At 35.3% G+C, this 24223-nt stretch carries 24 protein-coding genes; 17 read left to right on the forward strand and 7 right to left on the reverse strand.

Translation table 11 applies throughout. The features are described from left to right. The first annotated feature begins 5 nt into the window (after window positions 1–5). Together K5G00_RS06565 and rsxA are read left to right on the forward strand one after the other, a co-directional pair. Window positions 6–590: an RnfABCDGE type electron transport complex subunit E gene (locus K5G00_RS06565; protein WP_158863494.1), complete on the forward strand. Its 585-nt coding sequence runs from the start codon at window positions 6–8 to the stop codon at window positions 588–590. A gap of 11 nt (window positions 591–601) precedes the next feature. After that, on the forward strand, window positions 602–1174 hold the full coding sequence (gene rsxA / locus K5G00_RS06570) for an electron transport complex subunit RsxA (protein ID WP_158863496.1): 573 nt from the start codon (window positions 602–604) through the stop codon (window positions 1172–1174). A gap of 59 nt (window positions 1175–1233) precedes the next feature. Here rsxA and K5G00_RS06575 read toward each other — a convergent pair whose 3' ends face one another. Both K5G00_RS06575 and K5G00_RS06580 read right to left on the reverse strand, forming a co-directional pair. Next, window positions 1234–2316, reverse strand: a complete 1083-nt coding sequence (locus K5G00_RS06575; protein WP_238765339.1) for a TIGR04133 family radical SAM/SPASM protein — start codon at window positions 2314–2316, stop codon at window positions 1234–1236. After that, complete coding sequence (locus tag K5G00_RS06580) at window positions 2316–2756, reverse strand: radical SAM-associated putative lipoprotein (protein WP_238765340.1); 441 nt, start codon at window positions 2754–2756, stop codon at window positions 2316–2318. The genes K5G00_RS06575 and K5G00_RS06580 overlap by 1 nt, the downstream gene beginning before the upstream one ends. 115 nt (window positions 2757–2871) lie before the next feature. On the opposite strand from K5G00_RS06580, the gene K5G00_RS06585 reads away from it, so the two are divergent. Beyond that, the gene (locus K5G00_RS06585) at window positions 2872–3564 is read left to right on the forward strand and encodes an aspartate/glutamate racemase family protein (protein ID WP_238765341.1); all 693 of its coding nucleotides are present in this window, start codon (window positions 2872–2874) and stop codon (window positions 3562–3564) included. A gap of 3 nt (window positions 3565–3567) precedes the next feature. On the opposite strand, the gene K5G00_RS06590 is transcribed toward K5G00_RS06585, so the two are convergent. After that, the gene (locus tag K5G00_RS06590) at window positions 3568–4458 is read right to left on the reverse strand and encodes a cation diffusion facilitator family transporter (RefSeq protein WP_238765342.1); all 891 of its coding nucleotides are present in this window, start codon (window positions 4456–4458) and stop codon (window positions 3568–3570) included. A gap of 79 nt (window positions 4459–4537) precedes the next feature. Here K5G00_RS06590 and K5G00_RS06595 point away from each other — a divergent pair, with 79 nt between their 5' ends. The 4 genes from K5G00_RS06595 (at window position 4538) to K5G00_RS06610 (ending at window position 8133) form a co-directional block, all read left to right on the forward strand. Continuing rightward, complete coding sequence (locus tag K5G00_RS06595) at window positions 4538–5230, forward strand: hypothetical protein (RefSeq protein WP_238765343.1); 693 nt, start codon at window positions 4538–4540, stop codon at window positions 5228–5230. A 728-nt stretch (window positions 5231–5958) separates the two neighbouring features. Next, entirely contained in the window at window positions 5959–6513 is a 555-nt protein-coding gene (locus tag K5G00_RS06600) for an RNA polymerase sigma factor (RefSeq protein ID WP_238765344.1), read from the forward strand. Window positions 6514–6515: 2 nt separating this feature from the next. Then, window positions 6516–7103: a hypothetical protein gene (locus K5G00_RS06605; RefSeq protein ID WP_238765345.1), complete on the forward strand. Its 588-nt coding sequence runs from the start codon at window positions 6516–6518 to the stop codon at window positions 7101–7103. Continuing rightward, the gene (locus K5G00_RS06610; RefSeq protein ID WP_238765346.1) at window positions 7087–8133 is read left to right on the forward strand and encodes a hypothetical protein; all 1047 of its coding nucleotides are present in this window, start codon (window positions 7087–7089) and stop codon (window positions 8131–8133) included. The genes K5G00_RS06605 and K5G00_RS06610 overlap by 17 nt, the downstream gene beginning before the upstream one ends. Before the next feature lie 23 nt (window positions 8134–8156). Here the strand turns inward: K5G00_RS06610 and K5G00_RS06615 are convergent, their stop codons facing one another. Then, complete coding sequence (locus tag K5G00_RS06615; RefSeq protein ID WP_238765347.1) at window positions 8157–9080, reverse strand: glycosyltransferase; 924 nt, start codon at window positions 9078–9080, stop codon at window positions 8157–8159. Between the two features lie 126 nt (window positions 9081–9206). On the opposite strand from K5G00_RS06615, the gene K5G00_RS06620 reads away from it, so the two are divergent. Beyond that, window positions 9207–10598 carry a redoxin domain-containing protein gene (locus K5G00_RS06620; protein WP_238765348.1) on the forward strand — a complete coding sequence of 464 codons (1392 nt, stop codon included), beginning with the start codon at window positions 9207–9209 and terminating at the stop codon, window positions 10596–10598. Window positions 10599–10600: 2 nt separating this feature from the next. On the opposite strand, the gene K5G00_RS30010 is transcribed toward K5G00_RS06620, so the two are convergent. After that, a complete protein-coding gene (locus K5G00_RS30010; RefSeq protein ID WP_238765349.1) occupies window positions 10601–12235 on the reverse strand; it encodes a SulP family inorganic anion transporter in 1635 nt (544 codons plus the stop codon). 191 nt (window positions 12236–12426) lie between these two features. On the opposite strand from K5G00_RS30010, the gene K5G00_RS06630 reads away from it, so the two are divergent. Beyond that, on the forward strand, window positions 12427–13008 hold the full coding sequence (locus K5G00_RS06630) for a hypothetical protein (RefSeq protein ID WP_238765350.1): 582 nt from the start codon (window positions 12427–12429) through the stop codon (window positions 13006–13008). 87 nt (window positions 13009–13095) lie between these two features. Then, a complete protein-coding gene (locus K5G00_RS06635; RefSeq protein ID WP_238765351.1) occupies window positions 13096–13683 on the forward strand; it encodes a hypothetical protein in 588 nt (195 codons plus the stop codon). Between the two features lie 2 nt (window positions 13684–13685). Here the strand turns inward: K5G00_RS06635 and K5G00_RS06640 are convergent, their stop codons facing one another. Continuing rightward, window positions 13686–14402, reverse strand: coding sequence for a LytR/AlgR family response regulator transcription factor (locus K5G00_RS06640; RefSeq protein ID WP_238765352.1), 717 nt, complete (start codon window positions 14400–14402; stop codon window positions 13686–13688). Further along, window positions 14399–15463: a sensor histidine kinase gene (locus K5G00_RS06645; protein ID WP_238765353.1), complete on the reverse strand. Its 1065-nt coding sequence runs from the start codon at window positions 15461–15463 to the stop codon at window positions 14399–14401. Before K5G00_RS06645 ends, K5G00_RS06640 begins: the two co-directional genes overlap by 4 nt. A 215-nt stretch (window positions 15464–15678) precedes the next feature. Between K5G00_RS06645 and K5G00_RS06650 the strand changes: the two genes are divergently transcribed. The 7 genes from K5G00_RS06650 to K5G00_RS06680 all read left to right on the forward strand — a co-directional run bounded on the left by K5G00_RS06650 (window position 15679) and on the right by K5G00_RS06680 (window position 24222). Continuing rightward, window positions 15679–16455: a S1 family peptidase gene (locus K5G00_RS06650; protein ID WP_238765354.1), complete on the forward strand. Its 777-nt coding sequence runs from the start codon at window positions 15679–15681 to the stop codon at window positions 16453–16455. Beyond that, window positions 16452–18842 (forward strand): ABC transporter permease, encoded by a 2391-nt coding sequence (locus K5G00_RS06655; protein WP_238765355.1) that lies wholly within the window; start codon window positions 16452–16454, stop codon window positions 18840–18842. The genes K5G00_RS06650 and K5G00_RS06655 overlap by 4 nt, the downstream gene beginning before the upstream one ends. Before the next feature lie 31 nt (window positions 18843–18873). Then, window positions 18874–19251, forward strand: coding sequence for a hypothetical protein (locus tag K5G00_RS06660; protein WP_238765356.1), 378 nt, complete (start codon window positions 18874–18876; stop codon window positions 19249–19251). A 204-nt stretch (window positions 19252–19455) separates the two neighbouring features. After that, complete coding sequence (locus tag K5G00_RS06665; RefSeq protein ID WP_238765357.1) at window positions 19456–19812, forward strand: MotA/TolQ/ExbB proton channel family protein; 357 nt, start codon at window positions 19456–19458, stop codon at window positions 19810–19812. Window positions 19813–19974: 162 nt separating this feature from the next. Further along, window positions 19975–20739, forward strand: a complete 765-nt coding sequence (locus K5G00_RS06670; RefSeq protein ID WP_238765358.1) for a DUF5995 family protein — start codon at window positions 19975–19977, stop codon at window positions 20737–20739. Window positions 20740–21203: 464 nt separating this feature from the next. Next, a complete protein-coding gene (locus tag K5G00_RS06675; protein WP_238765359.1) occupies window positions 21204–22940 on the forward strand; it encodes a CotH kinase family protein in 1737 nt (578 codons plus the stop codon). Window positions 22941–23049: 109 nt separating this feature from the next. After that, the gene (locus tag K5G00_RS06680) at window positions 23050–24222 is read left to right on the forward strand and encodes a 6-bladed beta-propeller (RefSeq protein ID WP_238765360.1); all 1173 of its coding nucleotides are present in this window, start codon (window positions 23050–23052) and stop codon (window positions 24220–24222) included. The last annotated feature ends 1 nt before the right edge of the window (window position 24223 follow it).

Below are 24223 nucleotides of genomic sequence, written 5' to 3' on the forward strand. Positions count from 1 at the left end.
ATACTATGAACCAGTGGAAAAACTTTTCAAAAGGATTTATTAAGGAAAACCCGGTTTTTGTTTTGCTTTTGGGAATGTGCCCTACGCTTGGAGTTACTTCGTCGGCGATTAACGGGCTTGGAATGGGACTGGCAACAACTTTTGTTTTACTGATGTCAAACATTGTAGTTTCGCTGGTTAAGAATCTTATTCCCGAAAAAGTTCGCATCCCGAGTTTTATAGTAATTATAGCGGCGTTTGTTACCATTGTGCAATTAGCTATGCAGGCCTATTTACCATCATTGTATAAAAGTCTGGGCTTGTTTATCCCGTTGATTGTTGTAAACTGTATTGTTCTCGGCCGTGCCGAAGCATTCGCATCAAAAAACACACTGGTTTCATCCGCAATTGACGGAGTTGGAATCGGACTTGGATTTAGCTTTGCTTTGGTTTTACTGGGAAGTATCCGAGAAATTTTGGGCAGTGGTAAAATATTCAACATCACCTTGTATTCTGAAAATTACGTAACCCTGCTATTTGTTTTGGCACCGGGCGCATTTATTGTTTTGGGTTATTTAATTGCCATCATCAACCGGATTAAAAAGAATTAGGAGGAAAAACAATGAACTACTTAGTAATTATCATAGGAGCAGTTTTAGTCAACAACATCGTACTGATGCAGTTTTTGGGGATTTGTCCGTTTTTGGGTGTTTCCAAAAGACTTTCAACTGCCATTGGAATGACAGGAGCCGTTGCTTTTGTAATGGTTCTTGCCACCATTGTAACTTATTTAATTCAAAAATATGTACTCGACAGTTTGGGATTGGCATTTCTGCAAACCATAGCATTTATTCTGGTTATTGCATCGCTGGTTCAGCTAGTCGAGATTATACTCAAAAAAGTAAGCCCGGCATTGTACCAGGCTCTCGGAATTTTTCTTCCTTTAATCACAACCAACTGTGCCATTTTGGGTGTTGCTATTCTAACCATTCAAAAAGAATTCAATTTACTTGAAGGTGTAGTGTATGCCATTGCCAATGCAGTGGGTTTTGGATTGGCACTGGTTCTATTTGCAGGTATTCGCGAACATCTCGACTTACAGGATGTACCTAAAGGTTTAAAAGGAACACCGATTGCTTTAATCACTGCAGGAATTCTGGCGATGGCCTTTATGGGATTTTCAGGATTAGTATAAAAACAAAGAAATAGAACAAAAGGATGGTGTCATTTCAGGGAGTGCCATCTTTTTTATATTCATACTTCCCCTTCTTTTATCCGTTTATAGTGGCAAAAAAGCAGGTTCCCCATTTCATCGCGAAGATGCATACCGCTCCCCTCGCAATATTTAAAATATTCGCAAAGCTCACACTCTCCCGTTTTTAACCATTCCCTGTTTCTAAATATGGAATAATTCTTTTCCCAGATTTCCCTGAAACTATCAGCGTAAATATTTCCCTGAACAAAGTTATCTTTTAAATTCGGGCATGCCGATATTGAGCCATCAATTAACACAGAAGCAATATTTATTCCTGCCCGGCAAAAAAACAGGTTATCTCTTACTTCGCTTTCATAATTTCCCAGAAAACCTTCGCAGCCATAATTTATTTTTATGTCTCCTTTTTTGCGCTCCGCAGCAATAAAATCAAAAAGCTGCCTGAATTGTTTTGGCGGCAGCTGTAATTCATTGTGAACTTTTGCCCTGCCAACAGGAAACACGGTAAACAAACGCCATTGTTTAACACCGTTTTCCAACAACACTTTTTTTAATAAAGGTAACTCGTCAAAATTCTTTTGATTTACACAAGTCACAACATCAAATCCCAAACCGTTTACCTTTGACAAAAGAGCAATACTTTTTACCGCTTGCTGAAAACTGTTCCGGTTGCCGCGTAACCAGTTATGTGAATTTTCCAAACCGTCTAAACTAATTGTAACGGCACGCATTCCCACATTTAACAACGACTCCAGGCGGTTTGCCGAAAGTTGTAATCCGTTGGAAACAATTCCCCACGGAAATTCTCTCTTGTAAAGTTGTTGTCCGCACACCTCCAAATCTTTTCGCAACAAGGGTTCGCCACCAGTAAATACAATCATTGTTTTATGCGGGTCAACAATTTCTTTAATATCGTCGATTGCATTAATAAAATCCTCAACCGGCATATCTTTTACCTGCGACTCCTTCTTACAATCGCTCCCGCAATGCAAACAATTCAGATTACATCTTAATGTGCATTCCCAAAAAATATAATTTAAACGGTGGAGTTTCTTTTCATTTTGTTTATAGCGGCGAAACAATTCCAACGCTATCTTTTTCCGAAAAGAGATATCTGAAATCATTAATTTTTGTCCTTCAGTTTTATGTCAAATTCCTTATTAGTCTCTCCATTGTACCAACCTCCGTCTCCTCCGTTAAACTCAGGATCAACAAATGCAACCACTGTATCAAGCTTTTGATATTCGCCATTTTCAGCATCATCTACGTCCTCAAAATAAATTGGAAACTCCTGGTCGGTAGGGAAATCGACTTTCCCCACTTCGTATTGCCCACTTTCATTGGTATAGGTTGAATCATAACTCATTTTTACCTTAATCCCTTTGATTCCGACGTCATTTTCATTTGTCACCTTTCCGGCAACAATAAATGTTGCACTTGGGGTACCATATTCTGCAACTGTGCCATATTCACACCCTCCAAAAGAGCAGGCAGTCCCTATTCCAAGAACGGATATAATAAATGCAATAATTCTATTTTGGCTTTTCAAAATTCGGTTTTTCATGTTGATTTTTTGGTTTACAGACTATTTTCTGCACAGAAAGGTTGCTTCGTTAAATCGTTTTTTCAAACTTAACAAAATATTTGCCACTTTTACATTCAAATTATTTAAATACAAAATGAAAACCATAGGATTAATTGGAGGTACCGGGTGGGTATCAACTCAGGAATACTATAAAATCATTAATGAAAAAGTTAATAAAAAACTTGGTGGGCTTCATTTCCCGCGAATAATTCTTTATTCGATCAACTACGGCGAGATTTATGCCTGTAACCAAAAAAACGATCGAGAGGGAGTATATAAAATCATAAAAGCCGGAGCTGAAACGTTACAACATACAGGTATTGATTTTCTGGCGCTTTGCGCAAACACCATTCATTTTACTTTCGAAAAATTAGTTACCGAAATTGACTTGCCATTTGTACACATTGCCGACGCAACCGGTAAAAAAATCAAAGAAAAGAAGTTAAAAAAGGTTGGGTTGCTGGGCACACAGGAAACCATGGAAATGGACTTTTACAAAACCAGGCTGGCAAAAATAGGAATTGAAGTCATTACACCTGAAAAAAACGACCGCAACTTCATACACCAATCGATTATGGAAGAATTACTTAAAGAACAGTTTCTTCCGGAAACCAAAAGTGGTTTTATTTCTGTTATGAATGATTTGAAAAGCAAAGGCGCTGAAGGTATTATTCTAGGTTGTACGGAGATACCTTTGCTGATAAAACAAAAAGATTATGATTTGCCCCTTTTTAGTACGCTTGAAATTCATGCTGATGCTATTGCAGAATTCTCTTTAACAAATTAAAAATTAGTCACAATCCCTACAATGCCCGGGATCATATTCAAACTGGATGGTAACATGCTCAATATCAAATTCATCGTGCAACATTCTTTGAACATTTCCAAACAATCTGTTGGTTTCCGAGACTTTTATGTCGTCTTTCAAAATAATATGGCATTCAAAATGAATCAGTTTATCCGTTAAATTCCACAAATGAATGTGGTGAACATCTTTTAAATCGTGTAACTCCATCAGCCTCTTTTCTATTTCATCAATATGTAAATCTGCAGGAGCCATTTGCATCAAAATAGTAACCGACTCTTTTAACAATTTAATGGTATGTACAAACAAATAAATGCTAATTAAAACAGTTACAACCGGATCGATCCAGTAAATTTCATAAAACCAAATCAGAACTGCTCCCAAAATCACGGCCAGCGAAGTAAGTGCATCTCCAAGCAAATGCAGGTAGGCTGCTTTAATATTAATACTCTTATTTTTCTCTTTTTCGAGAATTAGAACGGAAATCCCGTTTGCAACCAGACCGAGCAAACCAAGCCAAAACATCCATTTGGCATCAACCTCGGGCAATGTAGACAAACGCTCAATGGCCTCAAAAACCAAAAATATTGAGATTCCTATCAGTGCCAGCGCATTAATAAAAGCCGCAAGAATCTCAGCACGTTTGTATCCAAAAGTCGATTTTCTCGTACTTGGTTTCTGGCTAAGAAGCTGAGCAATATAGGCGAGAATAACTGAAACCATATCGCTCAAATTGTGCACAGCATCGGAAATTAAAGCGAGGCTTCCGGAAACTATTCCACCAACAATTTGGGCAGCCGTGATTATCCCGTTCAAAATAATTGTAAAAACCAATTTTGATGCTGATACCTGATGTATTTCGTGTGAGTGTGCCATATCGCTCTTAAAACATTATAATGTAAATTTGGTTTAAAAATTGTGGCAAGTGTTATATTTATCAAAAATTATTCAAAATATGAAAAAATATTATTTTCCCATCTTCGTATTGCTGCTGTTTGCCGAAATTTTAAATGCCCAAAATATTTTGGAAGTCAGACAGGCAGTTGATCTCTTTAACACGTCGAAAATGTTAAGGGGTGATATGACAAGAACACTTACCGAACGTGATATTGAAGGTTCACCTTTTCTGGAAGATGAATTTATTAAAGGTGTTGTTTATACCACATCGAATACAAAATATGTTGACGTTCCTTTGCGCTATAATATATACAATGATGCAATTGAATTTGACACGGGAAGCGGAGTGCAGGAACTTGCTGCACCTGAAATTGTAGATAAAGTTGAATTTGGCAGTTATACAATGGTATATGTTCCTTACAGTATCACAAAAAAAATACGACGTGGTTTTTTTATCGTTGAAGAGGAAGGGAAAGCCTCTCTGTTGGTAAAACCGGAAATTGCATTTGTGAAAGCAACAGAGCCAGGTGCTTACAAAGCAGCAGAACCGGCAAAATTTGACAGGAAGAACGATGAATATTACATTTGGATAAAAAAGAACGAAGCTAAAATGATTTCGGGAAAAAATGATATTGTGGATGTTTTCCCGGACAATCACGAGAAGATAGAAGCATTTATTAAAAAGAACAAAATAAAACACCGCAAACCGGAAGATCTAAAACAACTCGTTCAATATTACAATTCATTATAAAAATTATTCGTGATTCGGAACAATACTTAATCCGGGTATAAATTCATTTTATCCTGATTGAATCCTCAACACCCGAAAATGTCGGTGTGGCTCCCTGTATTTAAAACCATAGAATTCGCAAATCTGAAACGTGTAAATCCAAACGGATATTTAAACAGGCCTGCAGAATGGATGGCATACAAGTAAAACGATATACTGAAAAATACAAAGTTGAGAATTCTTTAAAAGAGGCTATTAATTGATATCGATTTTAAAATTGATGCTTTCGCGGGAAAAAAAGAATATTTCACGCTATCTAAACTGCCCGCTTTTATTATAAAAAAAGATACACTGAATACCCACTATATGTCTTTGCCCAAAAGGAAACAGCCTCAATAAATGAAGAGTTAAAACTTTAGGTTTTAGTTACTGCTGTTCTACCCCTCTTTAAACTAGGAGCAGGCTGTTTAATTAATATGAATTATCGAAACTTAACGATGTTGTTATGAAGAACAACAGAAGGAAATGAACTTAGATTGCTAACGCTAAAAAAATCGTTCTGCGAGACAACAGATCCAAAAAAAATACCAATATTTATCCCCTATTCTTTGAGCGATTGAACTTTCTCTGGAAGGACGATATTAACCTGCTACACTCGTTTTGTAATAAATACATCGAAAATAAAAATAATTCAGAAACGTATGCAACATTAATTTATTGCTGTCGTCATTGAATCAGAAATAAAAAAATTGGAAGCGTTATACAAAAACATACATCAGGAGATAATTGACCAGTGCAGGCAAGGAAATGAAAAAGCACAGTTTCAGTTGTATAAATTGTATTATAAGGCAATGTACAGTGTTTGTATACGAATCCTGAATGACGAAATGGAGGCGGAAGATGTTATGCAGGAAGCGTTTCTGAAGGCATTCAAAAAAATAGATACCTATAAAGGAGAAGTTAGTTTTGGTGCCTGGCTCAAAAAAATAGTTGTAAACCGTTCTTTGGATCAATTGAAAAAAAGAAAAGTTCAGTTTGAAGAAGTAAATGAAAGAAACTCTCAGATTGCTGAATACCAAATGGAAACAAAAGAAGTGAATGTAAACACAATTAAAAAAGCCATTCAAAAACTTCCGGACGGTTATCGTGTAGTTTTAAGCCTTTATCTGATTGAAGGTTATGATCACGATGAAATCAGCCAGATTTTGGGAATCAGTAATTCTTCTTCACGGACACAACTTTTGCGGGCCAAAAATAAATTGAGAGAACAGTTAAAGGACGAAGAAATATTTTCATACAATTAGCAATGAAAGAAAAAGACTACATAGAAGAAATTATTTTAAAAAACCTGGAAGAGTTAAACGACAACGAACCACAGGATGGGCATTTTGAACGTTTTGAAGCCAAGTTAAAAAACCAGAATAAAAAGAAAAAATTTACATTGAATGTGGCTTGGAAAGTGGCAGCGGCGGTTGTTTTTGTTTTGCTTGCAGTAAATCAGGTAGCAATTTATATGTCGCCCGATAAACTAACTACCAAAATCGCAAATGTAAAAAACGATATTTCACTAGGCTCTGTTTCAGAAGAATATGAAGAAGTTGAAATTTATTATACAAATGCCATTGACGCCGGATTGACACAATGGAACACATTAAACAATGAAGGCTTTATATCGGCGGAAGAACAGGAAATGATGGATACCGAACTTGCTGAATTTGAGATACGTTTTAAAGATCTTCAGGAAGATTTGGCTGCCAACCCCAACGACGAACGTGTGATAAATGCAATGCTGGAATATTATCAGACCAAGCTTGGAATTATAAATATGATTGTAAACAAATTAGAAGAAGTAAAACAACAACAAAAAAATACGGAACATGAAATCGAAATTTAAATTCTTCACCATTCTTTTTGTCCTCGGTATTTTCTCCACCGGACTAAAAGCATTTGCAGAAGAAAAAACAAAAGAGTATCACCAGGCATGGACGGTGAATAGTGTCCAAACCATGGAAATATCAAATAAATACGGAGAAATTAAAATCAATAGTTTTGGGGGAGACTCAATCACTATCGACGTTGTAATCACTGTAGAAGCTCCCAATGAAAAAAGAGCCAATGAGTTACTTGAGCAAATTAATATTGATTTTGGAAAATCAGGAAGTACGGCCAGCGCCGTAACCGAACTCGACAATAATTTTAAAAGTCGTCAAAAATTTAGTATCGATTACAGGGTAAATATCCCGTCGGATAAAAACCTGAAAGTTGTGAACAAATACGGAAATACCATTGTGAATGAGTTAAATGCCGATGGCGATTTTAATATTCAGTATGGTAATTTTACGGCCAACCAGTTAAACGCCCCTGTATCGGGAGGAGATATGAACCTGAATCTGGCCTATGGAAAGGCAGATATTGGTTCGTCTAACGACATGGATATAGAGGTAAAATACTCAACTATAAATCTTGGCGGCGCAGGAAATCTGAAAGTTGAGTCTAAATATTCAGTTTTAAATGTAGAAGAGTCAAAAGTTGTAAGTATCGAATCCAAATATGATACATTTGAATTTGAAGAAATTGAGGCACTTAGTGCGACGACAAAATACAGCCATTTTAAAATTGAAGAATTAAAGAAAAGATTAAAGATTGAAGCTGGTTATGGTGGAATCAGCGTTGATGAAATCGCTGATGATTTTGAATCCATTTCAATCGAAAACAGTTACGGACAAATCAAACTCGGACTTGATGAAGCGAGCTATTCGTTGGACGCAAGTTGCGATTACTGTGGAATTTCTTATCCTGAAGATGATTTTGTTGGAAACAGGATGAAAGAAAACCATTCGCAAACTGTAAAAGGAAAAGTAGGCTCAGGAGGAAGCGGAACAGTCTATATCAGAAGCCGCTACGGAGAAATAAAGTTACGCTAGAATATAATTACGATATTGCTGAACTAAAAACCGTGGACATTTTGTTCACGGTTTTTTATGGTTGAGAAAAAACTGAGTTTATATAAATCAAACCATTTTATCCGCGGATTTTGACTTTTCAGGTTTGCTTCAAGCGAAGAACAAAACACAGCATAAAACAAACGTAAAACAAACGTTGGAATCCACTTTGATATGGCATAAAACCTTTTAAGAAAATACACCTGATTTAAAAAGTCCGGATCGCTTTTCACCACTTCATCTGCAATGTAGTTCAAGTTTTTAAGTGCAGTTTTGCTTTTTCTGAGAAACATATCGGCATCTTCCAAACCAGTGTGCTCAACCGGATTATCGATATGCCATATTTCAACTCCCTTTTTAAATAAATCAAAACCAAGCACTGTGTCTTCATGACCATAGTTCCGAATATTTTCCCTAAAGTGAATAGCGCTAAAAACCTGCTTTGGAATCAAGAAATTATTTGAAGTAATAATAAATCCTTTTTTTCTGTTCCGTAAATCTGCAGAAACGGCTTCGCGTTCTGTTCCGTACTTCCAGCGCAGAACCTTCTCCTTCTCAACAGGTTTCTGCTTTTGATATGCAGTTCCTCCACACAAAACACGATTCGGCTTTGCATTTTTCAAAAAAACCGACAGATAATCTTCTTTTATAATTTTCGAATCTGCATCAATAAACAACAGGTTTTTATAGTTGGAATCAAAACCCATTCTATTCCGGATAGCAGCCCTGCCCTGGTTTGTTTCCATTTCAATGTATTTTACTTTTGGGAATTTTGCTAATGCCCGGTTTGCGCTTCTATAAACCTCCTCTGAGCCGTCATCGTAGATATTAATTTCATATAAATCGCTTATTTTTTTAGCCTGCTGAACAAGTTCTAAAACCAATTCGTTTACTTCAACGTTAAAAACCGGAATATTTATTGATAACATAAAACGACAAATGAATCAGGTTGAAATTACGGAAAGATTCCGTTTCAATTCTTTTTCTAACACTATTTTTGTAAAAAACTCTTAATAAAGTAAAATATTTTACTTTTAACATCAAATTTGGTTGCAATGCTAAAATACATTTTACCGATCCTATTTTTCATCACTACCGTTTCTTTTGCACAGGAACATCACATTGAAGTTCAGATAAATTCAGCTCCAAATCAAAAACTAAGTCTGGCATACTATTATTTGGGAAATATTTATATTAAAGATACAGTAGATCTGGATGAAAGAGGATTTGGTGCTTTTGAAGGGGACACCATCCTTCCTCAGGGTTTGTATAAAATGTATCTGGACGAAAAAAACCATTTTGATTTCTTGCTTGGAGCCGACCAAACTTTTTCAATAAAAAGTGATAGTTTTTCAGGTGAATACATAAACATAAACGGTGCAATTGAAAGTGAAGAGTTTGCAAAATATGTTGAATTTCTAAAAAACTTACAGGAAAAAAGTGCTCAACTAAAGCAGGAATTTCAGCAGGCAAGCGGTGAAGAGAAAGAAAAAATTCAGCAAGAACTGAACGAACTTACTCCACAACTTCATAATTACTGGAAAAACATTAAAAAGAAATATCCCAACTCGCTTGTATCGGCTTTTTTAATCGCAAACCTTGTTCCTGTGCTGGATATATCGACATTACCTGAAAATATACAAAATAACGATTCGTTGTTATTGGCAGCCAGGTTTAATTATCAAAAGGAACATTACTGGGATAATTTTGATTACACCGACGAACGATTGTTGTACACACCGCTTTACAAGCCTAAGCTGGAAAACTGGTTTACAAAAGTATTGTATCAAAATTATGACTCTGTAAAAATACCCGTTATTGAATTTATTAAAGAAACACGCCCGCATAAAAGGATATTTCAATATGTTACATCCTATTTCCTGAACAGCAGTATAAACAGCAACATTATGGGAATGGATGCTCTGTTTGTTGACATTGCCCGAAGATACTACCTCTCTGGTGAGGCTTTTTGGGCATCAGACGAAACCATTGAAAAAGTGAAGGAGAACGTAATGTTTTCTGAACATAACCTGATTGGGATGACTGCACCGGATCTAACACTTGAAAGTGTGGACGGAGATTTCTATAATCTTCACGGGATTAGTGCAAAATACACCGTTATCATCATATTCGAGCCCAACTGTTCGCATTGTAAGGTTTTTGTACCTGAATTCTATAAGGAAGTGTATTTACCCTTTCGCGACGAAGGTTTGGAAGTTTATTCTATTTACTCAATGGATGACAAAAATGAATGGACTGAGTTTTTAACGAAACATGATCTGTACGGCTGGATTAATGTTTGGGATGAACATAACGTGTCCCGTTTCAAAGTTTTGTATGATGCACGCAAAACACCAGGTGTTTATGTTTTGGATCGGGATAAAAAAATAGTAGCAAAAAAGCTCAGTGTCGAGCAGCTCAAAAAATTTATGGAAGACAACCTGTAGAACTAGTCAATCATCTTTTGTGCCTTTTGCAAGGCTTTATCAAACGATTCCAGAACAAACTCTTCGTCAATTAATTTGAAAATATTAGACTTCGCAAGGGCTTGTTTTACCTGAACATTCACACCGGAAAGAATTACTTTAATTCCCGAATCTTTTAAAATTTTCAGAGTCTGCGTTAAATTCTGTAAGCCCGTTGAATCGACAAAGGGAACGTGCCGCATCCGGATAATGATTATTTTACTTTTTAACCCGGTTGATTTTAAAACTTCACAATACTGCTTGGCTGAAGCAAAAAACAGCGGGCCACTAATTTCATAAATGCCTATTTCTCTGGGTAACGCTGAATAGTCCTCAATTACATCCGAGTCGACTACTGCCGGAATTGTTTTGCTCAAATCGGCCATTCTTTTCATAAAAAGCAAAGCTGAAAGTACAACACCAACTTCAATAGCAACTGTTAAATCAACCAAAACGGTTAAAAAGAAGGTGCTCAATAAAATTAAAATATCAAAAACAGACCCCTTTAGAATCGAACGGAATGTCCTCCATTCGCTCATATTATATGCAACCACAATCAAAATTCCCGCAAGGCACGACATGGGGATTAATTTTACCCATTTGCCAAAAAACAACATAATTAAAAGCAAAACTACCGCGTGTATCATTCCGGCTACTGGTGTACGGCCTCCGTTTTTAACATTGGTTGCCGTCCGGGCAATGGCTCCTGTTGCAGGAATTGCTCCAAAAAAAGGCGCAACAATGTTAGCAATCCCTTGCCCTATCAACTCAGTATTCGAACGGTGATGGCCACCTATCATTCCATCGGAAACAACCGCAGAAAGCAATGATTCGATGGCGCCGAGCAAAGCGATAGTTAAAGCCGGCTGAAAATAATACCCCAAATTGCTGAAATCAACTTTTGGAAATTGAAAATGAATTGAATTTGGGATCTCTCCAAAAAATGACTCAATCGTAGTAACAGGCAATTTAAAAACCTGCACCATTGCAGTTCCTATAATAATGGCTAGCAACGACCCCGGAATCTTCCTGATATAATTTTTTGAAAATACGACCATTAAAATGGTTGCCGCTGTAATGGAAACAGCATAAATATTTATACTATGTAAGTGTAAAAAATAAACTTTCCATTTCTCAACAAAAGTGCTGGGTACCGATTGAATATCGAGCCCAAAAGCATCGCGAATTTGGGTAGAAAAAATAACCAGAGCAATTCCGCTGGTAAAACCGACAATTAGAGGATGTGGGAAATATTTTAACAATGAACCCAATTTCAACAAACCAAAAACGACAAGAAATATGCCGGCTAAAATCGTTGAAATCAACAAACCATCAAATCCGTACTGAGAAAGAATACTATATACGATTACGATAAAAGCACCTGTAGGACCACCAATTTGGACCCTGCTTCCTCCCAACATGGAAATAATAAAACCGGCTATAACAGCAGTGACCAGGCCTTTCTCGGGAGAAACACCTGATGCAACAGCAAAAGCAACTGCCAATGGCAAAGCAACAACTCCAACTACAATCCCGGCCATAACATCGGATGAAAACTGTTTTCCCGAGTAGCCCTCTTTTACAATACTAAAAAACTTTGGTTTGAAAATTCTTTCCACGATTACTATAGTTAAAAACGACGCGCAAAAGTAATCGGAAAAGAAATCCTTTGTTCAAAATAGTTAAGAATAACTTTAATTCTTATGTAAATCTTAAGTCTTCCAAACAATTTATCTAAAAACACTCATTTTCAGCGCCCCCACAAAAAAACAAAAATAAACTGATGGTATTTTTTCTAAACCAAACTCTAGTGAAAATTTTGTATTTTTATAGATACCGGAAAAAAAGCAATTCAATCGGGAAACAACCTTTTCTTGAAACAGGTGTTTATAAAAACCGAACAACAAAAAATACAAATATGGTTCCAATAATTACCCGGGAAGAAATTCAGGAAATTCAGGAAAAATGGGCAAGTGGCCTTGTGGGAATCGGTAAGTCTTATATAGAAAAAAGGAATTTCCAAAAAGCAGCAGCCGAACATGTACAGAAATTGTACGGATATGGAGAGGAAACGGTTTTATTTAAACCAACAATGGCGAATAATAAACAGTTTCGTAAAACCTTTGAAGCCGCCCTGTCTTATTTTATTGGCGGAAATCCGGAATTTCCAAACGATGTTGGTTTTGCCTTAAAACCATGGAAAGATGTAAGATTTGAAAATTCAGATTTTATATTAAAAGAAAGATATGCGATTGCCATGGGTAACTATTTTTTTACAGATTATGAAGGCAGCGAAACCAAAGTTGAGTATACATTTGGCTTCTACCGCGATGAAAACCAAAAGTTAAAGATTCATCTGCATCATTCGTCGGTACCTTATAAACGAACTTAATAAGTTTAAAATTATCAGGAAGTTTTTATAGTTTTTTGACTGGTATGTTTTTTGCTTGCAACCGGGAATAATTCAAACCAAACAAAAATGAAAAGATTTACTTTCCTGTCCTTATCTTTCGTTTTCTATTCGACATTATCATTCTCTCAAAAATTAGTCACAGAACTAAACTTCAGTGATATAAGAAGTGCTTTAAAGCTGGCCAATATCGAAATTTACAAGTTTAATTTTTCAGAAGCCGATACAGTCCACAACCTGATTATTTATTTAGATGAAATAGCAGATGATTCAATTATTAACCATAAGGAATATAATTTTGGCAGGTGGAGTAACGACTTAACTAAAAGACAGTTGAAAATTATGTCAAAAATCGATTCGGCAAAAGACTCGGTTTATTTTATCACGCTTTCCCACCCCGGCATGCAACTCTCTGCAAGATTTGATATCTCTCCCGAATTTTGTAAAAATCACGCATGGATGGATGTGAAACAGGATGAGATACTTTACAACAAAAAAACACCATTACTTTTTTTCGGAATGTTTTGGGAAGATGAATTTAACGGGCAAAAAGTTTACCGGTTCTGCTGGGGAGAAGAAGTAACAAGGGAAATGAATAATGTGAGTCTCGAGCAAATTGACCACATGATTTTGGTTAGTTATGAACTAAAAGACTAAAATCAGACTTGTTCCAATCTTTCCAACACATCTTTTTTATAAGTGCGGCTGATGGGAATCTGTTTTTTCCCAATTTCAATTACTTCACTTGTAAAGGATTCAATTGCATTCCGGGCAACAATATATGAACGATGTGTGCGTATAAATTCCTTTTGTGGAAGTTTAGCTTCAATATTGATAATCGTTTCGCGCGTTACAACAGTTTTATCACTCAAATAAATCTTTATATAGTCACTTAAACTTTCGACAAATAAAATTTCGTTAAAACATATTTTTACCATTTTCCGATCGGAACGCACAAAAAAATAGTCACTTTTTTCCTCATCAACCTGAACAGCTTCAATCACTTTAACCGGCATATTCTCATTCATATACTTGTTCAAAGCCTGAAGCAAACGTTCAAAGGAAATGGGCTTTAACAAATAATCAACAGCCTGCAAATCAAAACCATCCACAGCGTACTCACGATAGGCAGTAGTAAAAACAACCTTGATGTTTTTATTGATGGATTTGGCAAATGACAAGCCCGATATTTCAGGCATATTAATGTCCAAGAAAATTAAATCAACATTCTGACTACTAATGATTCCAAAAGCCTCCAACGCATTTTTGCAACTTCCCAACACATTTATCCTGTCGATTTTTGAAAGATGTGTTTCCAAAATTTCCCGTGCAACAGGTTCATCATCAACAATAATACAATTGATTTGCTCAGTCATTTTTTTTGAAAGTTTAGGTTCGAAATGTTAAGCTCTGCCAAAAACCAACGCTCGCGTCTGGCTATATCTAAATTGTAATTTGTTTTATAATTCAACTCCAATCGCTTACGCACATTTTCCAATCCTATCCCGCCCTTTTGATTCGCTTCGTATTCAGAAGATGTATTCCGGACTAAAAAATTGAGACAGTTATTTTTTACTCTCACGTTTATTTCAATATGAAGAAATCCATCCACCAAACTACCGTGTTTAAAAGCATTTTCCACAAAGGGAATCAATAACATCGGCGCAATTTGAATGTTTTCGTCAATTTCATCCGAAATAAAAATAACCTTCAACGTGTCCTTAAACCTGATTTTCTCCAGCTCAATATATTCTTTGATGTGCAAAACCTCCTCTTTTAAAATCACCCGTGGTTTGTTTACCTGATACAAAATATAATCGAGCAGATTTGACAATCTTAGAATTATTTCCGGTGTTTGGAGCGACTGTTTCAAGGCAAAACCATAAATGGTATTCAGCGTGTTAAAAAGAAAATGCGGGTGAATTTGCATCTTCAGATAATGAAGCTCCTGCTCCTTCAATTGCAATTGTGTTTCTAAAATTTTATTTTGAAGCTCTTTGTTTTTTGAAAGGGTTGTAAAATTATGGTTTAGTAAAGTAATAAAACTAACTACACCCGAAACAAGGAAAACCAAAACCAGAATAAAAAAGAAGTTTTTACTCATGGGCGGCATTACCGCGACATTAAAACTAAGCAGAAAAATAAGACAACCATAAATTACCAACGCTATAATGTATGATGAAAATACGAGGGTATAAAAACTGTATAAGCCAAATAAAAAATATCGTTTAGTGAGCAGGTATTTGGGAATAAGGAAATAAACCAGAAAATAGGTCACCATCATGGTTATAGGAAGCAGGCAACTCGAAAAAGTGGTGATATAAACCGTATCACTGGAATTGTAGCTAAAAAAATAGTAAAAGAAAAACCAAACACTTATCCAGAATAAAAAATGAAAAAGGACAGTTTTGAGTTTTATTTTTTTCCGTCGGTTCATCAAACAATATTAATGAAAATTGATGTATTCGCTGCTATTTATCTACGAATTGCAGCTTTAGTCGGTGCCGTTGCAAATAAAACTCTTGTTTTAGTTTTCCGGTCTTTTTTCTGTGGAAACAGACAGAAAAAGCTCCATCCGTCGCAAATAAATGTTATGAGCTGTATTCAGTAATATCTTTGATTTGATGTTCATTAACCGGATAAAAAAATCGTATGATTCGACACCTAAATTTTATACTGGCAATTGTCCTTTTACTTTTTATAAGTTCTTGTAGGAAAACCAAAGAGACAATTTTGAAAGAAGCCTGGATTGAAAAACCGGTTTCTGAATGGCCCGACCTGGTAATGACAAATACGGTAGAATTTTCCGATACAACATACAGAAACATTGGTAACGCTTTCCTTGTGCACACAGGATCGGACACACTGGCTATAACCTGTAAACACATCTTTATGATTTTCAGAAATGAAACAAATAACAAAATTAATTTGAACGACAATTTCCGGAGCTGGAGCATTTATCCCAAGGAGGAAGTTGAAAAATCGATTCAATTGGGAAAGCTGATAAATCAGAACAGCAATGAAGAAACAGGGGAATTTAACACCTTAAAAAGCCGGGACTGGATACTATTCAAACTTAACAAAAAAACAGAATTTACCCCGTTAAAAATAAGAACACGTCCGGTGTCAGAAGGAGAAATTGTGTATGCTGTTGGCTGGGCATACAAACAGTACACCCAAAATCCATCTCTGGTAAAAATGAAGGTTTATAAAAACATGGGGAGTTATTTTTATATCAATACCATAACAGAAAATGTTGACCCGGCAGGCCGCAGCGGCTCTCCTGTAATCGACAAAAACGGATATCTTGTTGGAATAGTATCAGGTGCAGAAGGTAAACTTGGTGTTATTGGAGGAGTTTCGTACCTGAGCCGGCAGCTTGATGAATATAAAATTAATTCAATTTCTAAAAATGCTTACGAATCATGAATCTGATAATTCTAAAACTAGCCATTAAAAATTTGTTTGGCAGAGACCAAACATCGCTTTTAAGCATTTTGGGCTTAACCATTGCCCTGGTGTCAACGTTTTATATTTACTCCTATGTATCTTTCGAATTAAGCTACGACAGTCAGCATAAAAAAGCAAAACGGATATACCGGATCAGCGGAGACATTATTGCCGCTGAAAACACAGCTACACATGCGGTTTTGGGCCCACTTTTGAGCCCCGAACTAAAAAACCACTTCGCTGTGGTGGAAGCATTTACACGTTTGATTCCTATCCGTCAGCAGACTGTACTCGAATACCACAACCAACAATTTATTGTTGAAGAAGCCTATTCTGCTGACCCCGATGTTTTTAATATTTTTAGCCTTGAGTTTATTTATGGAAGCAATGACAATATTTTTAATAATCCGGACGAAATAGTAATCAATGAAAGCCTATATAAAAAAATATTTAACGATGTAAATCCAATAGGCAAGTCATTAATAAAAGATGGACAGCTTCTAAAAATAGCAGGTGTTGTAAAGGACTCTCCTGAAAATTCGCACCATAAATTAAATGTGCTGTTCTCGATTGACAACAGATGGAGCAAGCTGGAAAATTTATTACCGGTTCAAATTTCAGAAGGGTACTGGATGCCTTCTGCCTACCATTTTATTCTTTTGAAACCCAATACCAGTATCACATCAATAACTGATAACTTCGATTCATTTTATAAAAAATACATGGCTGAATTTGGCAATGCCATTAATGCAAAATTCAAACCTGTTGCGGTATCTCTAAAAGAATTACATTTTTCGCGTCATATGGATTACGATCTTCAAAAAGGGAATAAAACTTATATCTATTTACTGATAATGATTGGTCTTTTTATCCTTTCGGTTGCCGTTATCAATTATGCCAACCTGTTATTCACCCAAAATATAATACAATCAAAAAAAATTGGCATAAAAAAAATACTGGGAGCCTCGCACTTTACTCTATACAAACAATTTACAGCTAATTCCTTCTTTTTTATATTCACTTCATTCGTACTCGCTTATTTAATTTATTTTCTTAGCCTGTCTGCTTTAATATCGGTTACGAATATCGATAAAACGGTATTTAATATTCTAAAAATATTTAAACTTTCTGCTGTTCTTTTGGTAGCCCTTGTTCTGATTACTTCTTCCATTTCCTTTGTTAATCAGATGGGAAAAGAGGGCATAAAATTGCTCCACCCTTTTTCGTTAAAAATGCTCGCCCCAACAAATTATAGATTTGGAATATCTTCAACCGTAATACAATATACTTTATCGAGTATACTGATTATTTCGATGATAATTATTACCCGCCAAATTAACTTTTTACTGCAAAGCGATATGGGGTTTAATAAAGAGAATATTTTAATTATTGATTTAAACAACCTTGCCGGAACAGGAAAGAACATTAATCCGTTTTTAAACGAAATTCAGAGGAATCCGCAAATAAAAAATGTCGCCCTGTCAACAAATATTCCCGGCAATATTATGGGTACAAGCCACTTTCAGATACAACGCAATGGGGAAACCGTGACTAAAATCGTTAAGACAATGGGCGTTGATTATCAATATATTCCAACGCTGGATTTGCATTTAAAAGAAGGGCGAAATTTCGCAAAAACATTTAAAGACAGCAGCTTTAATTCAATAATCATTAATGAAGCATTTATTGATTTTTGTGGTTTTAACGGGGATATGATTGGCCAAAAACTGGCCGGAGATACCCAAGTTATCGGCGTATTGAAAAACGCCCGGTTCAACTCGCTACATAATCCAACCGAACCGATGGTGCTTTATTTAGGAAATAACAAAATGAAGTACTTAAACATAAAACTTCAAAGTAACGAATTAAAAAAGGCCGTTCAGTCAATTGAAAAAATCTGGTATAATATTTATCCCGAAGTTCTTTTTGACACCCAATTTCTTGATAACAGAATAGCTATGTTATACAACAAAGACCAGCAAATAAATACGTTAATAAAACTTTTTGCCTTTATCAGCCTTCTCATTTCAATTATGGGGCTGGTAAATCTTTCAACAATTCTAACAAAAAGCAAAACAAAAGAAATTGGCATTCGGAAAGCAAACGGAGCCAATACCCTTGGAATTTTATTATTGCTAAATACAAAATTTATTAAGTGGGTAACATTTGCGTTTATTCTGGCCATTCCTGCCGCCTATTTTATTATGAGTAACTGGCTTCACGGCTTTGCAAATAAAATTAATCTGAGTTGGTGGATTTTTGGACTCGCCGGAATACTTGTTTTCGGAATTGCCTTGCTAACTGTAAATTTAAACAGCTGGAATGCGGCAAGAAGAAATCCTGTTGAAGCATTGAGATATGAATAAAATTTAAGTAACCTGATAATTTACATAAACGATGAAAACAAAACTCATTTATCTGATCTTAATGACGTTAGTTATTTGCTTTAATGCAACTGCACAATTGGAAGGCAAAAAGTTTAGTACAAAAGTGGAAGGAATTGGAGAAATCAACCTGGAATTCAAAAATAATGTATATGAATTATCCACCTCTGCAAGTGTTATTGTTGTAAAAGGTAATTATGAAATCAATAAAAATACAATAAACTTTACCGATACAGAGGGGCCGATGGCCTGCCCCGAAGACATAACCGGAAAATATGAGTTTGTGTTTAACAATGAAGATTTAATGCTTAAAGCAATACAGGATGCTTGCCCGGGCAGAAACACAATGGCAGGAACGCTGTGGAAAGAAGTGACCAAAAATCGACAATAAAAATTGTATTTAAACAAAAGCAGGAATTGTCTTTTCAATCCTTTCAAATCCGATATCGATAAATTAAGAGTCTGTCAAGAAATAAAAAACAAAAATGGAAAGATACTTTTAGTCTGTTTGTATCACGTAGTAAAATTTCTTTACAATTCTAATCAGGAGTAATTGTAAATATTATTCAATACAACTAATTTTAAAACATAAATTATGAAATCAATTATCGGAAAATTTATTGACGGAGGCCCAGTTTTTACTGTCGTTATCTTTATCTGCCTTCTTGTAATTCTGGCCTTGTTTTTTCTTGCGCTGGTAAAAAAAGGCGACAATCAGAAATCGAAAGAACTGATGACACACATTGGCTGGTTTGCTGTTGCCTGGGGATTTATGGGGCGTACTTTTGGACTTATCAGTGCATTTAATGCTGTTGAAGCAAGTGGAGAACTCACCCCAAAACTACTTGCCGGAGGTTTAAAAATGGCACTTGTTGATCCGCTTTTCGGAATATTTGTTTTTGTTGTGGCGCGTCTGGCTATAATTATACTAGTTTCACTGCAGAAAAAATAAGATTTTAATTCTTCTAAAAGGCTCACGTCAACCTCACAAAATCATTGCCTGACAAAATATCAAAGAATCCGGTTTTTGCCGGATTTACTTATTTCCATTCAACTCTTTCATTCATAAACTGTTTACATTCAAAAGAATTCAAAAAAAAGAATTTTAAAGCGGATGAATCGGGAATTTATACAAACCATCGACGATGTAATATCGGTACTGGAAACGATTATCAACGAAACTGCAAAAAATGAAAATCCATTGGGCTATTTTGCCGTTCTGTATAAAAAAGTAACCGTCAACGTCAAAAAGGGAATAGAGAATAATTATTTTGATGATGGAAAACGAATGGAAAAACTGGATATAATTTTTGCCAAACGATACATTGATGCTTATTTCGCATGGAATCAAAAACAATGGGTTACACACTCCTGGGGAAAAACGTTCGAATTGGAAAAGAACAATAAAATGTTGGTTCTGCAGCACCTTTTGATGGGTATGAATGCACACATTAACCTCGATCTGGGCATTGCTGCAGCAAAAATTTCGGCAAACAAAAATATTCAGGAATTAGAAACTGATTTTAATAAAATAAACGAAATCCTTTCGTCTTTGGTAGATGAAGTTCAATTTGGTCTTTCATCCATTTGGCCGGCATTAAAATGGATACTTTCGAAATCGGGAAAACTTGATAATTACCTGGTTGATTTTAGCATGGAAATTGCCCGCGACGGAGCCTGGAATTTTGCAAATACAGTTGCCGGTCAGGAATCAGACAAATGGCCCTATGAAATAAAGCTAAGAGACGCTACAGTTGCTGAGAAATCTAAAATTATTACCCATTCAAAAAAATGGATTCAATTTCTTTTATGGATAATTCGTCTGGGAGAAAGAGGCACTGTTTCTGAAAAGATGAAAAAACTAAGCGGAATAGTTTAAAAATTCTGTGATTTACGCTGCAATAAAATCAGTATATCCGGAAAAACACATCTGCGGCAAAATTGCTTTTCACCATTTTAATGTATCCTCTGTACTGACATCTTACATCGCCCCCAAAAGTAAATCGGTGATGGAATCGAAGCAAGTAAACAACAAAATGCGACTTCGTTTTTTCGAAATTATGTTTATTTTTAAAAAGTCAAAAACCAAAATTTAATAAAATGCTTCTTTCCAATAAAAACCGAAAACAATGCGATCTTCTCAATCTGTAACAAAATCAAAATATTCTGACAATTAGGAATCCGGCGGATTCTTTCAGTATTGTATATCCCTTTGCGTGAATGCTCTCCACGACATGACGATTTTTTAGACTACCCACTGTCATAAAATAAAAGCAAGTCTGGAATTGTAGGCGAGGCTCTGGAAAAAGAAGAACACTCACACAAAAAAATTGACAAACGAGAATGATAAAAAAAGTTACATTTCAACTTATTTTTTTAAACCTCATTAGCGTTGTGGTATATTCTCAAAATGGTATAGTGAGCATCGAGAAGAACTATTTTAATGTAGATACAAACAAAAAAATAGTATTGATTAATCAAAATATCGAAGAGCTTAACTCAATATACAACGGAGCAAAAGAAAAAGTGCTCTCTGGCGGTATCAGTTATACTCTCATCTCTCCGGTATCCGAATTTAAAACAAGTCTGGCATACAAAGCTGTCAATGTTTATAATGAGCTTTTTGATTTATACTTCACTCGGCTACCTGTAATAACTATTACCACAAACAATACAATTGTTGACGAACCGAGAGTGTATGCCCATTTCTCAATGAGTGAAAGCAATGGAAATCTCACGGAGAACGCGATAGGGATAGAATACAGAGGAGGCTGGACTCAATCGTTACCAAAAAAATCGTTAAGAATTGAGTTTTGGAATGACACACTTGGTTATGATACGAAAGATGTTTGTATGCTTGGTATGAGAAGTGATGACGATTGGAATCTACAAGCGATGTATAATGAACCGCTCAGAATTCGTAGTAAAGTAAGTTTTGACTTGTGGAAAAAAATCGATGCACTATATTACGCAGACGCTGAACCGGAAGCCGTAAACGGTGTAAATATGGAATTTATTGAACTGTTTATAAACAAGGAATACCGGGGATTATACACTCTAAGCGAAAGAGTTGACAGAAAACAGCTCAAACTAAAAAAATTCAAAAACAATAAAATCAGAGGTGAATTATACAAAGGCATTAGTTGGGGGGCTTCTACATTTACATCTTTACCTCAATATTCCAATTCCAATACTTTGTGGAGCGGATTTGAATATATATATCCCGAAGAAGAAATAAACTGGGCAAACATTTATGATTTTGTTGATTTTGTAGTAAATGAAGACAGCATATCATTTTACAACATTTACAGAAACAAATTTAATCTTGATAACGCAGTAAATTACTTCTTGTTTCTAAATTTACTAAGGGCAACAGACAACACGGGAAAAAACATATTTATTGCAAAATACGCCGATGGCGAACCTTTTTTTTATATCCCCTGGGATCTAGACGGTACCTTTGGGATAATATGGAACGGAACGCAAGAAAATATTACAAATGATGTTTTAACAAATGGTTTCTACAAAAGACTACTATCTGATAACAGCGAAAACGGATTTGTAAAAAAGCTACAAAGCAGATGGACAGAATTAAGAAGCAACATATTTTCATTAGATAATTTAATAGGAGCATTTAATACACAGTTTTGTTATTTAACAACAAACGGAGTATATGAACGGGAATTGAAGGCATGGGAAAACTGCGATTTTTTTGATTATAACAATATTGAATATACATATGGTTGGTTAGAAAATCGTTTAAATTATTTGGATAAAGTTTTTAATAATCCAGCACTTATTACACACATAGCAAAACACAAATTGGTTAATAAAACAGAAGAGTTAAAAATATACCCTAATCCGGCAAGTTGGTACTTCCATTTCGAAGCTGTAAAAGATGATTGTTTTATTGAAAAAATATCGATATTCAATTTTTTGGGACAATCGTCGATTATAAAAATGCCGCACAAAAACAGCGGAAAAATTGATATTTCAACCTTAAATGAAGGAATATATTTGATTGTTACTGATTTCAATGATGGCTCCAGAGAAGTAAAAAAACTAATTATTAAAAAATAGCAGGAAAGCTCAAACACCAAAGCCGGGACTCTATATTTAACTATAACTTGCAGACAGATACTTATTACAAAAAATATCTATTTTTAACTTTCAAAATACAACTCATATTATGAAAAATCCTTCAACACTTATTTGTTTTATTCTTGTTCTTCTTACTTCTTTTAGCTGTACAAAAACAGAAAAAAAATCACAAAACATCCTGTACTTTGATTTAACGCAAAACTACGATGATATAGAAATTGATTTAGATAAATATGTTTCGGACATCCGGGTAATTCAGCTTGAAACCGATACAAATACATTGCTTCGGAGTTTTAATGGCTTTGTTGGTGAAAAATACATCGTTTCGATTGATTTTGACAAGTTGCTTTTATTTTCCGAAGATGGAAACTACATTACAACTATGGCAAAAAAAGGAAAAGGACCGAATGAATTTACACAAATTGACGCCTGGACAGTGGATGAAAATGAAACCTGTTTTTACTTTCATGATTACAATAAGGATTATATCTACAGGTATCACCTAGAAAACAAAGAATATCTAAAAAAAATACCATTTGAATCAAAAGGATATCTGCAAAATATTGAACTGTTTAACGATTCTGTGTTCGCCATTCTTCCCGGAATGTTTTCCATATATGGTTATCTATATTTTTTTCAGGAGTTGAATGGCAAAATCTTAGACGGGATAAAAAAAGAACCAGTATCTCATCCCGGAACGTGGGCCGGGGCATCGCCTGCCTTTTCAAAATGGGGAAAAAACTCGATTGTTTTTCAACCTTCAGGCTCCGACACGGTATTCCAGATCAGTCAATCTAAAAAGAATCCCTGGTTGATCTTCGACTTAGAAAAAGCACAAAAAACGGGTAACAAAACCGTATTTACAACCGGGAGCGTTCTTTTTAGCGACAATGAAAAACTTTTTCTGGAAAAGAATAAATTCGAAAAAACAGTGACTGAATTTTCTGCCAGTATGAGAAGGCTGGACACGGAACAGTTTATTTTTAATATAAAAAGTAGGGAGATACATGGTATCAACAAAATAACGATGCAGTTCAACAAAATTGAAATACCACTAAATACGGTTCGTTTTCAAAATAACAACCGTTTTGCGGTGTCAATTCAGGCAGCGTCTTTTAAATCGTTACTAAAAGAAGCCAAAAAAAATAAAAATCTTACCGAAACAGAAATTCAAAAACTAAATACATTTGACCAAAATTTATCTATAGACGATAATCCAATTATTATTACAGGAGTATGTAAACAGGATATAGAGATATGAG

Origin of the sequence: Maribellus maritimus (assembly GCF_022267315.1) — a bacterium.
Classification (GTDB): Bacteria; Bacteroidota; Bacteroidia; order Bacteroidales; family Prolixibacteraceae; genus Draconibacterium; species Draconibacterium maritimum.

What these genes read in the sequence shown, in the direction of transcription:
- K5G00_RS06665 (WP_238765357.1), top strand. Translation starts at nt 19,456, where the DNA reads ATGAAATCAATTATCGGAAAATTTATTGACGGAGGCCCAGTTTTTACT.
- rsxA (WP_158863496.1), top strand. Translation starts at nt 602, where the DNA reads ATGAACTACTTAGTAATTATCATAGGAGCAGTTTTAGTCAACAACATC.
- K5G00_RS06675 (WP_238765359.1), top strand. Translation starts at nt 21,204, where the DNA reads ATGATAAAAAAAGTTACATTTCAACTTATTTTTTTAAACCTCATTAGC.
- K5G00_RS06615 (WP_238765347.1), bottom strand. Translation starts at nt 9,080, where the DNA reads ATGTTATCAATAAATATTCCGGTTTTTAACGTTGAAGTAAACGAATTG.
- K5G00_RS06575 (WP_238765339.1), bottom strand. Translation starts at nt 2,316, where the DNA reads ATGATTTCAGATATCTCTTTTCGGAAAAAGATAGCGTTGGAATTGTTT.
- K5G00_RS06605 (WP_238765345.1), top strand. Translation starts at nt 6,516, where the DNA reads ATGAAAGAAAAAGACTACATAGAAGAAATTATTTTAAAAAACCTGGAA.
- K5G00_RS06595 (WP_238765343.1), top strand. Translation starts at nt 4,538, where the DNA reads ATGAAAAAATATTATTTTCCCATCTTCGTATTGCTGCTGTTTGCCGAA.
- K5G00_RS06590 (WP_238765342.1), bottom strand. Translation starts at nt 4,458, where the DNA reads ATGGCACACTCACACGAAATACATCAGGTATCAGCATCAAAATTGGTT.
- K5G00_RS06655 (WP_238765355.1), top strand. Translation starts at nt 16,452, where the DNA reads ATGAATCTGATAATTCTAAAACTAGCCATTAAAAATTTGTTTGGCAGA.
- K5G00_RS06635 (WP_238765351.1), top strand. Translation starts at nt 13,096, where the DNA reads ATGAAAAGATTTACTTTCCTGTCCTTATCTTTCGTTTTCTATTCGACA.
- K5G00_RS06670 (WP_238765358.1), top strand. Translation starts at nt 19,975, where the DNA reads ATGAATCGGGAATTTATACAAACCATCGACGATGTAATATCGGTACTG.
- K5G00_RS06640 (WP_238765352.1), bottom strand. Translation starts at nt 14,402, where the DNA reads ATGACTGAGCAAATCAATTGTATTATTGTTGATGATGAACCTGTTGCA.
- K5G00_RS06620 (WP_238765348.1), top strand. Translation starts at nt 9,207, where the DNA reads ATGCTAAAATACATTTTACCGATCCTATTTTTCATCACTACCGTTTCT.
- K5G00_RS06610 (WP_238765346.1), top strand. Translation starts at nt 7,087, where the DNA reads ATGAAATCGAAATTTAAATTCTTCACCATTCTTTTTGTCCTCGGTATT.
- K5G00_RS06650 (WP_238765354.1), top strand. Translation starts at nt 15,679, where the DNA reads ATGATTCGACACCTAAATTTTATACTGGCAATTGTCCTTTTACTTTTT.
- K5G00_RS06645 (WP_238765353.1), bottom strand. Translation starts at nt 15,463, where the DNA reads ATGAACCGACGGAAAAAAATAAAACTCAAAACTGTCCTTTTTCATTTT.
- K5G00_RS06565 (WP_158863494.1), top strand. Translation starts at nt 6, where the DNA reads ATGAACCAGTGGAAAAACTTTTCAAAAGGATTTATTAAGGAAAACCCG.
- K5G00_RS06585 (WP_238765341.1), top strand. Translation starts at nt 2,872, where the DNA reads ATGAAAACCATAGGATTAATTGGAGGTACCGGGTGGGTATCAACTCAG.
- K5G00_RS06580 (WP_238765340.1), bottom strand. Translation starts at nt 2,756, where the DNA reads ATGAAAAACCGAATTTTGAAAAGCCAAAATAGAATTATTGCATTTATT.
- K5G00_RS06680 (WP_238765360.1), top strand. Translation starts at nt 23,050, where the DNA reads ATGAAAAATCCTTCAACACTTATTTGTTTTATTCTTGTTCTTCTTACT.
- K5G00_RS06660 (WP_238765356.1), top strand. Translation starts at nt 18,874, where the DNA reads ATGAAAACAAAACTCATTTATCTGATCTTAATGACGTTAGTTATTTGC.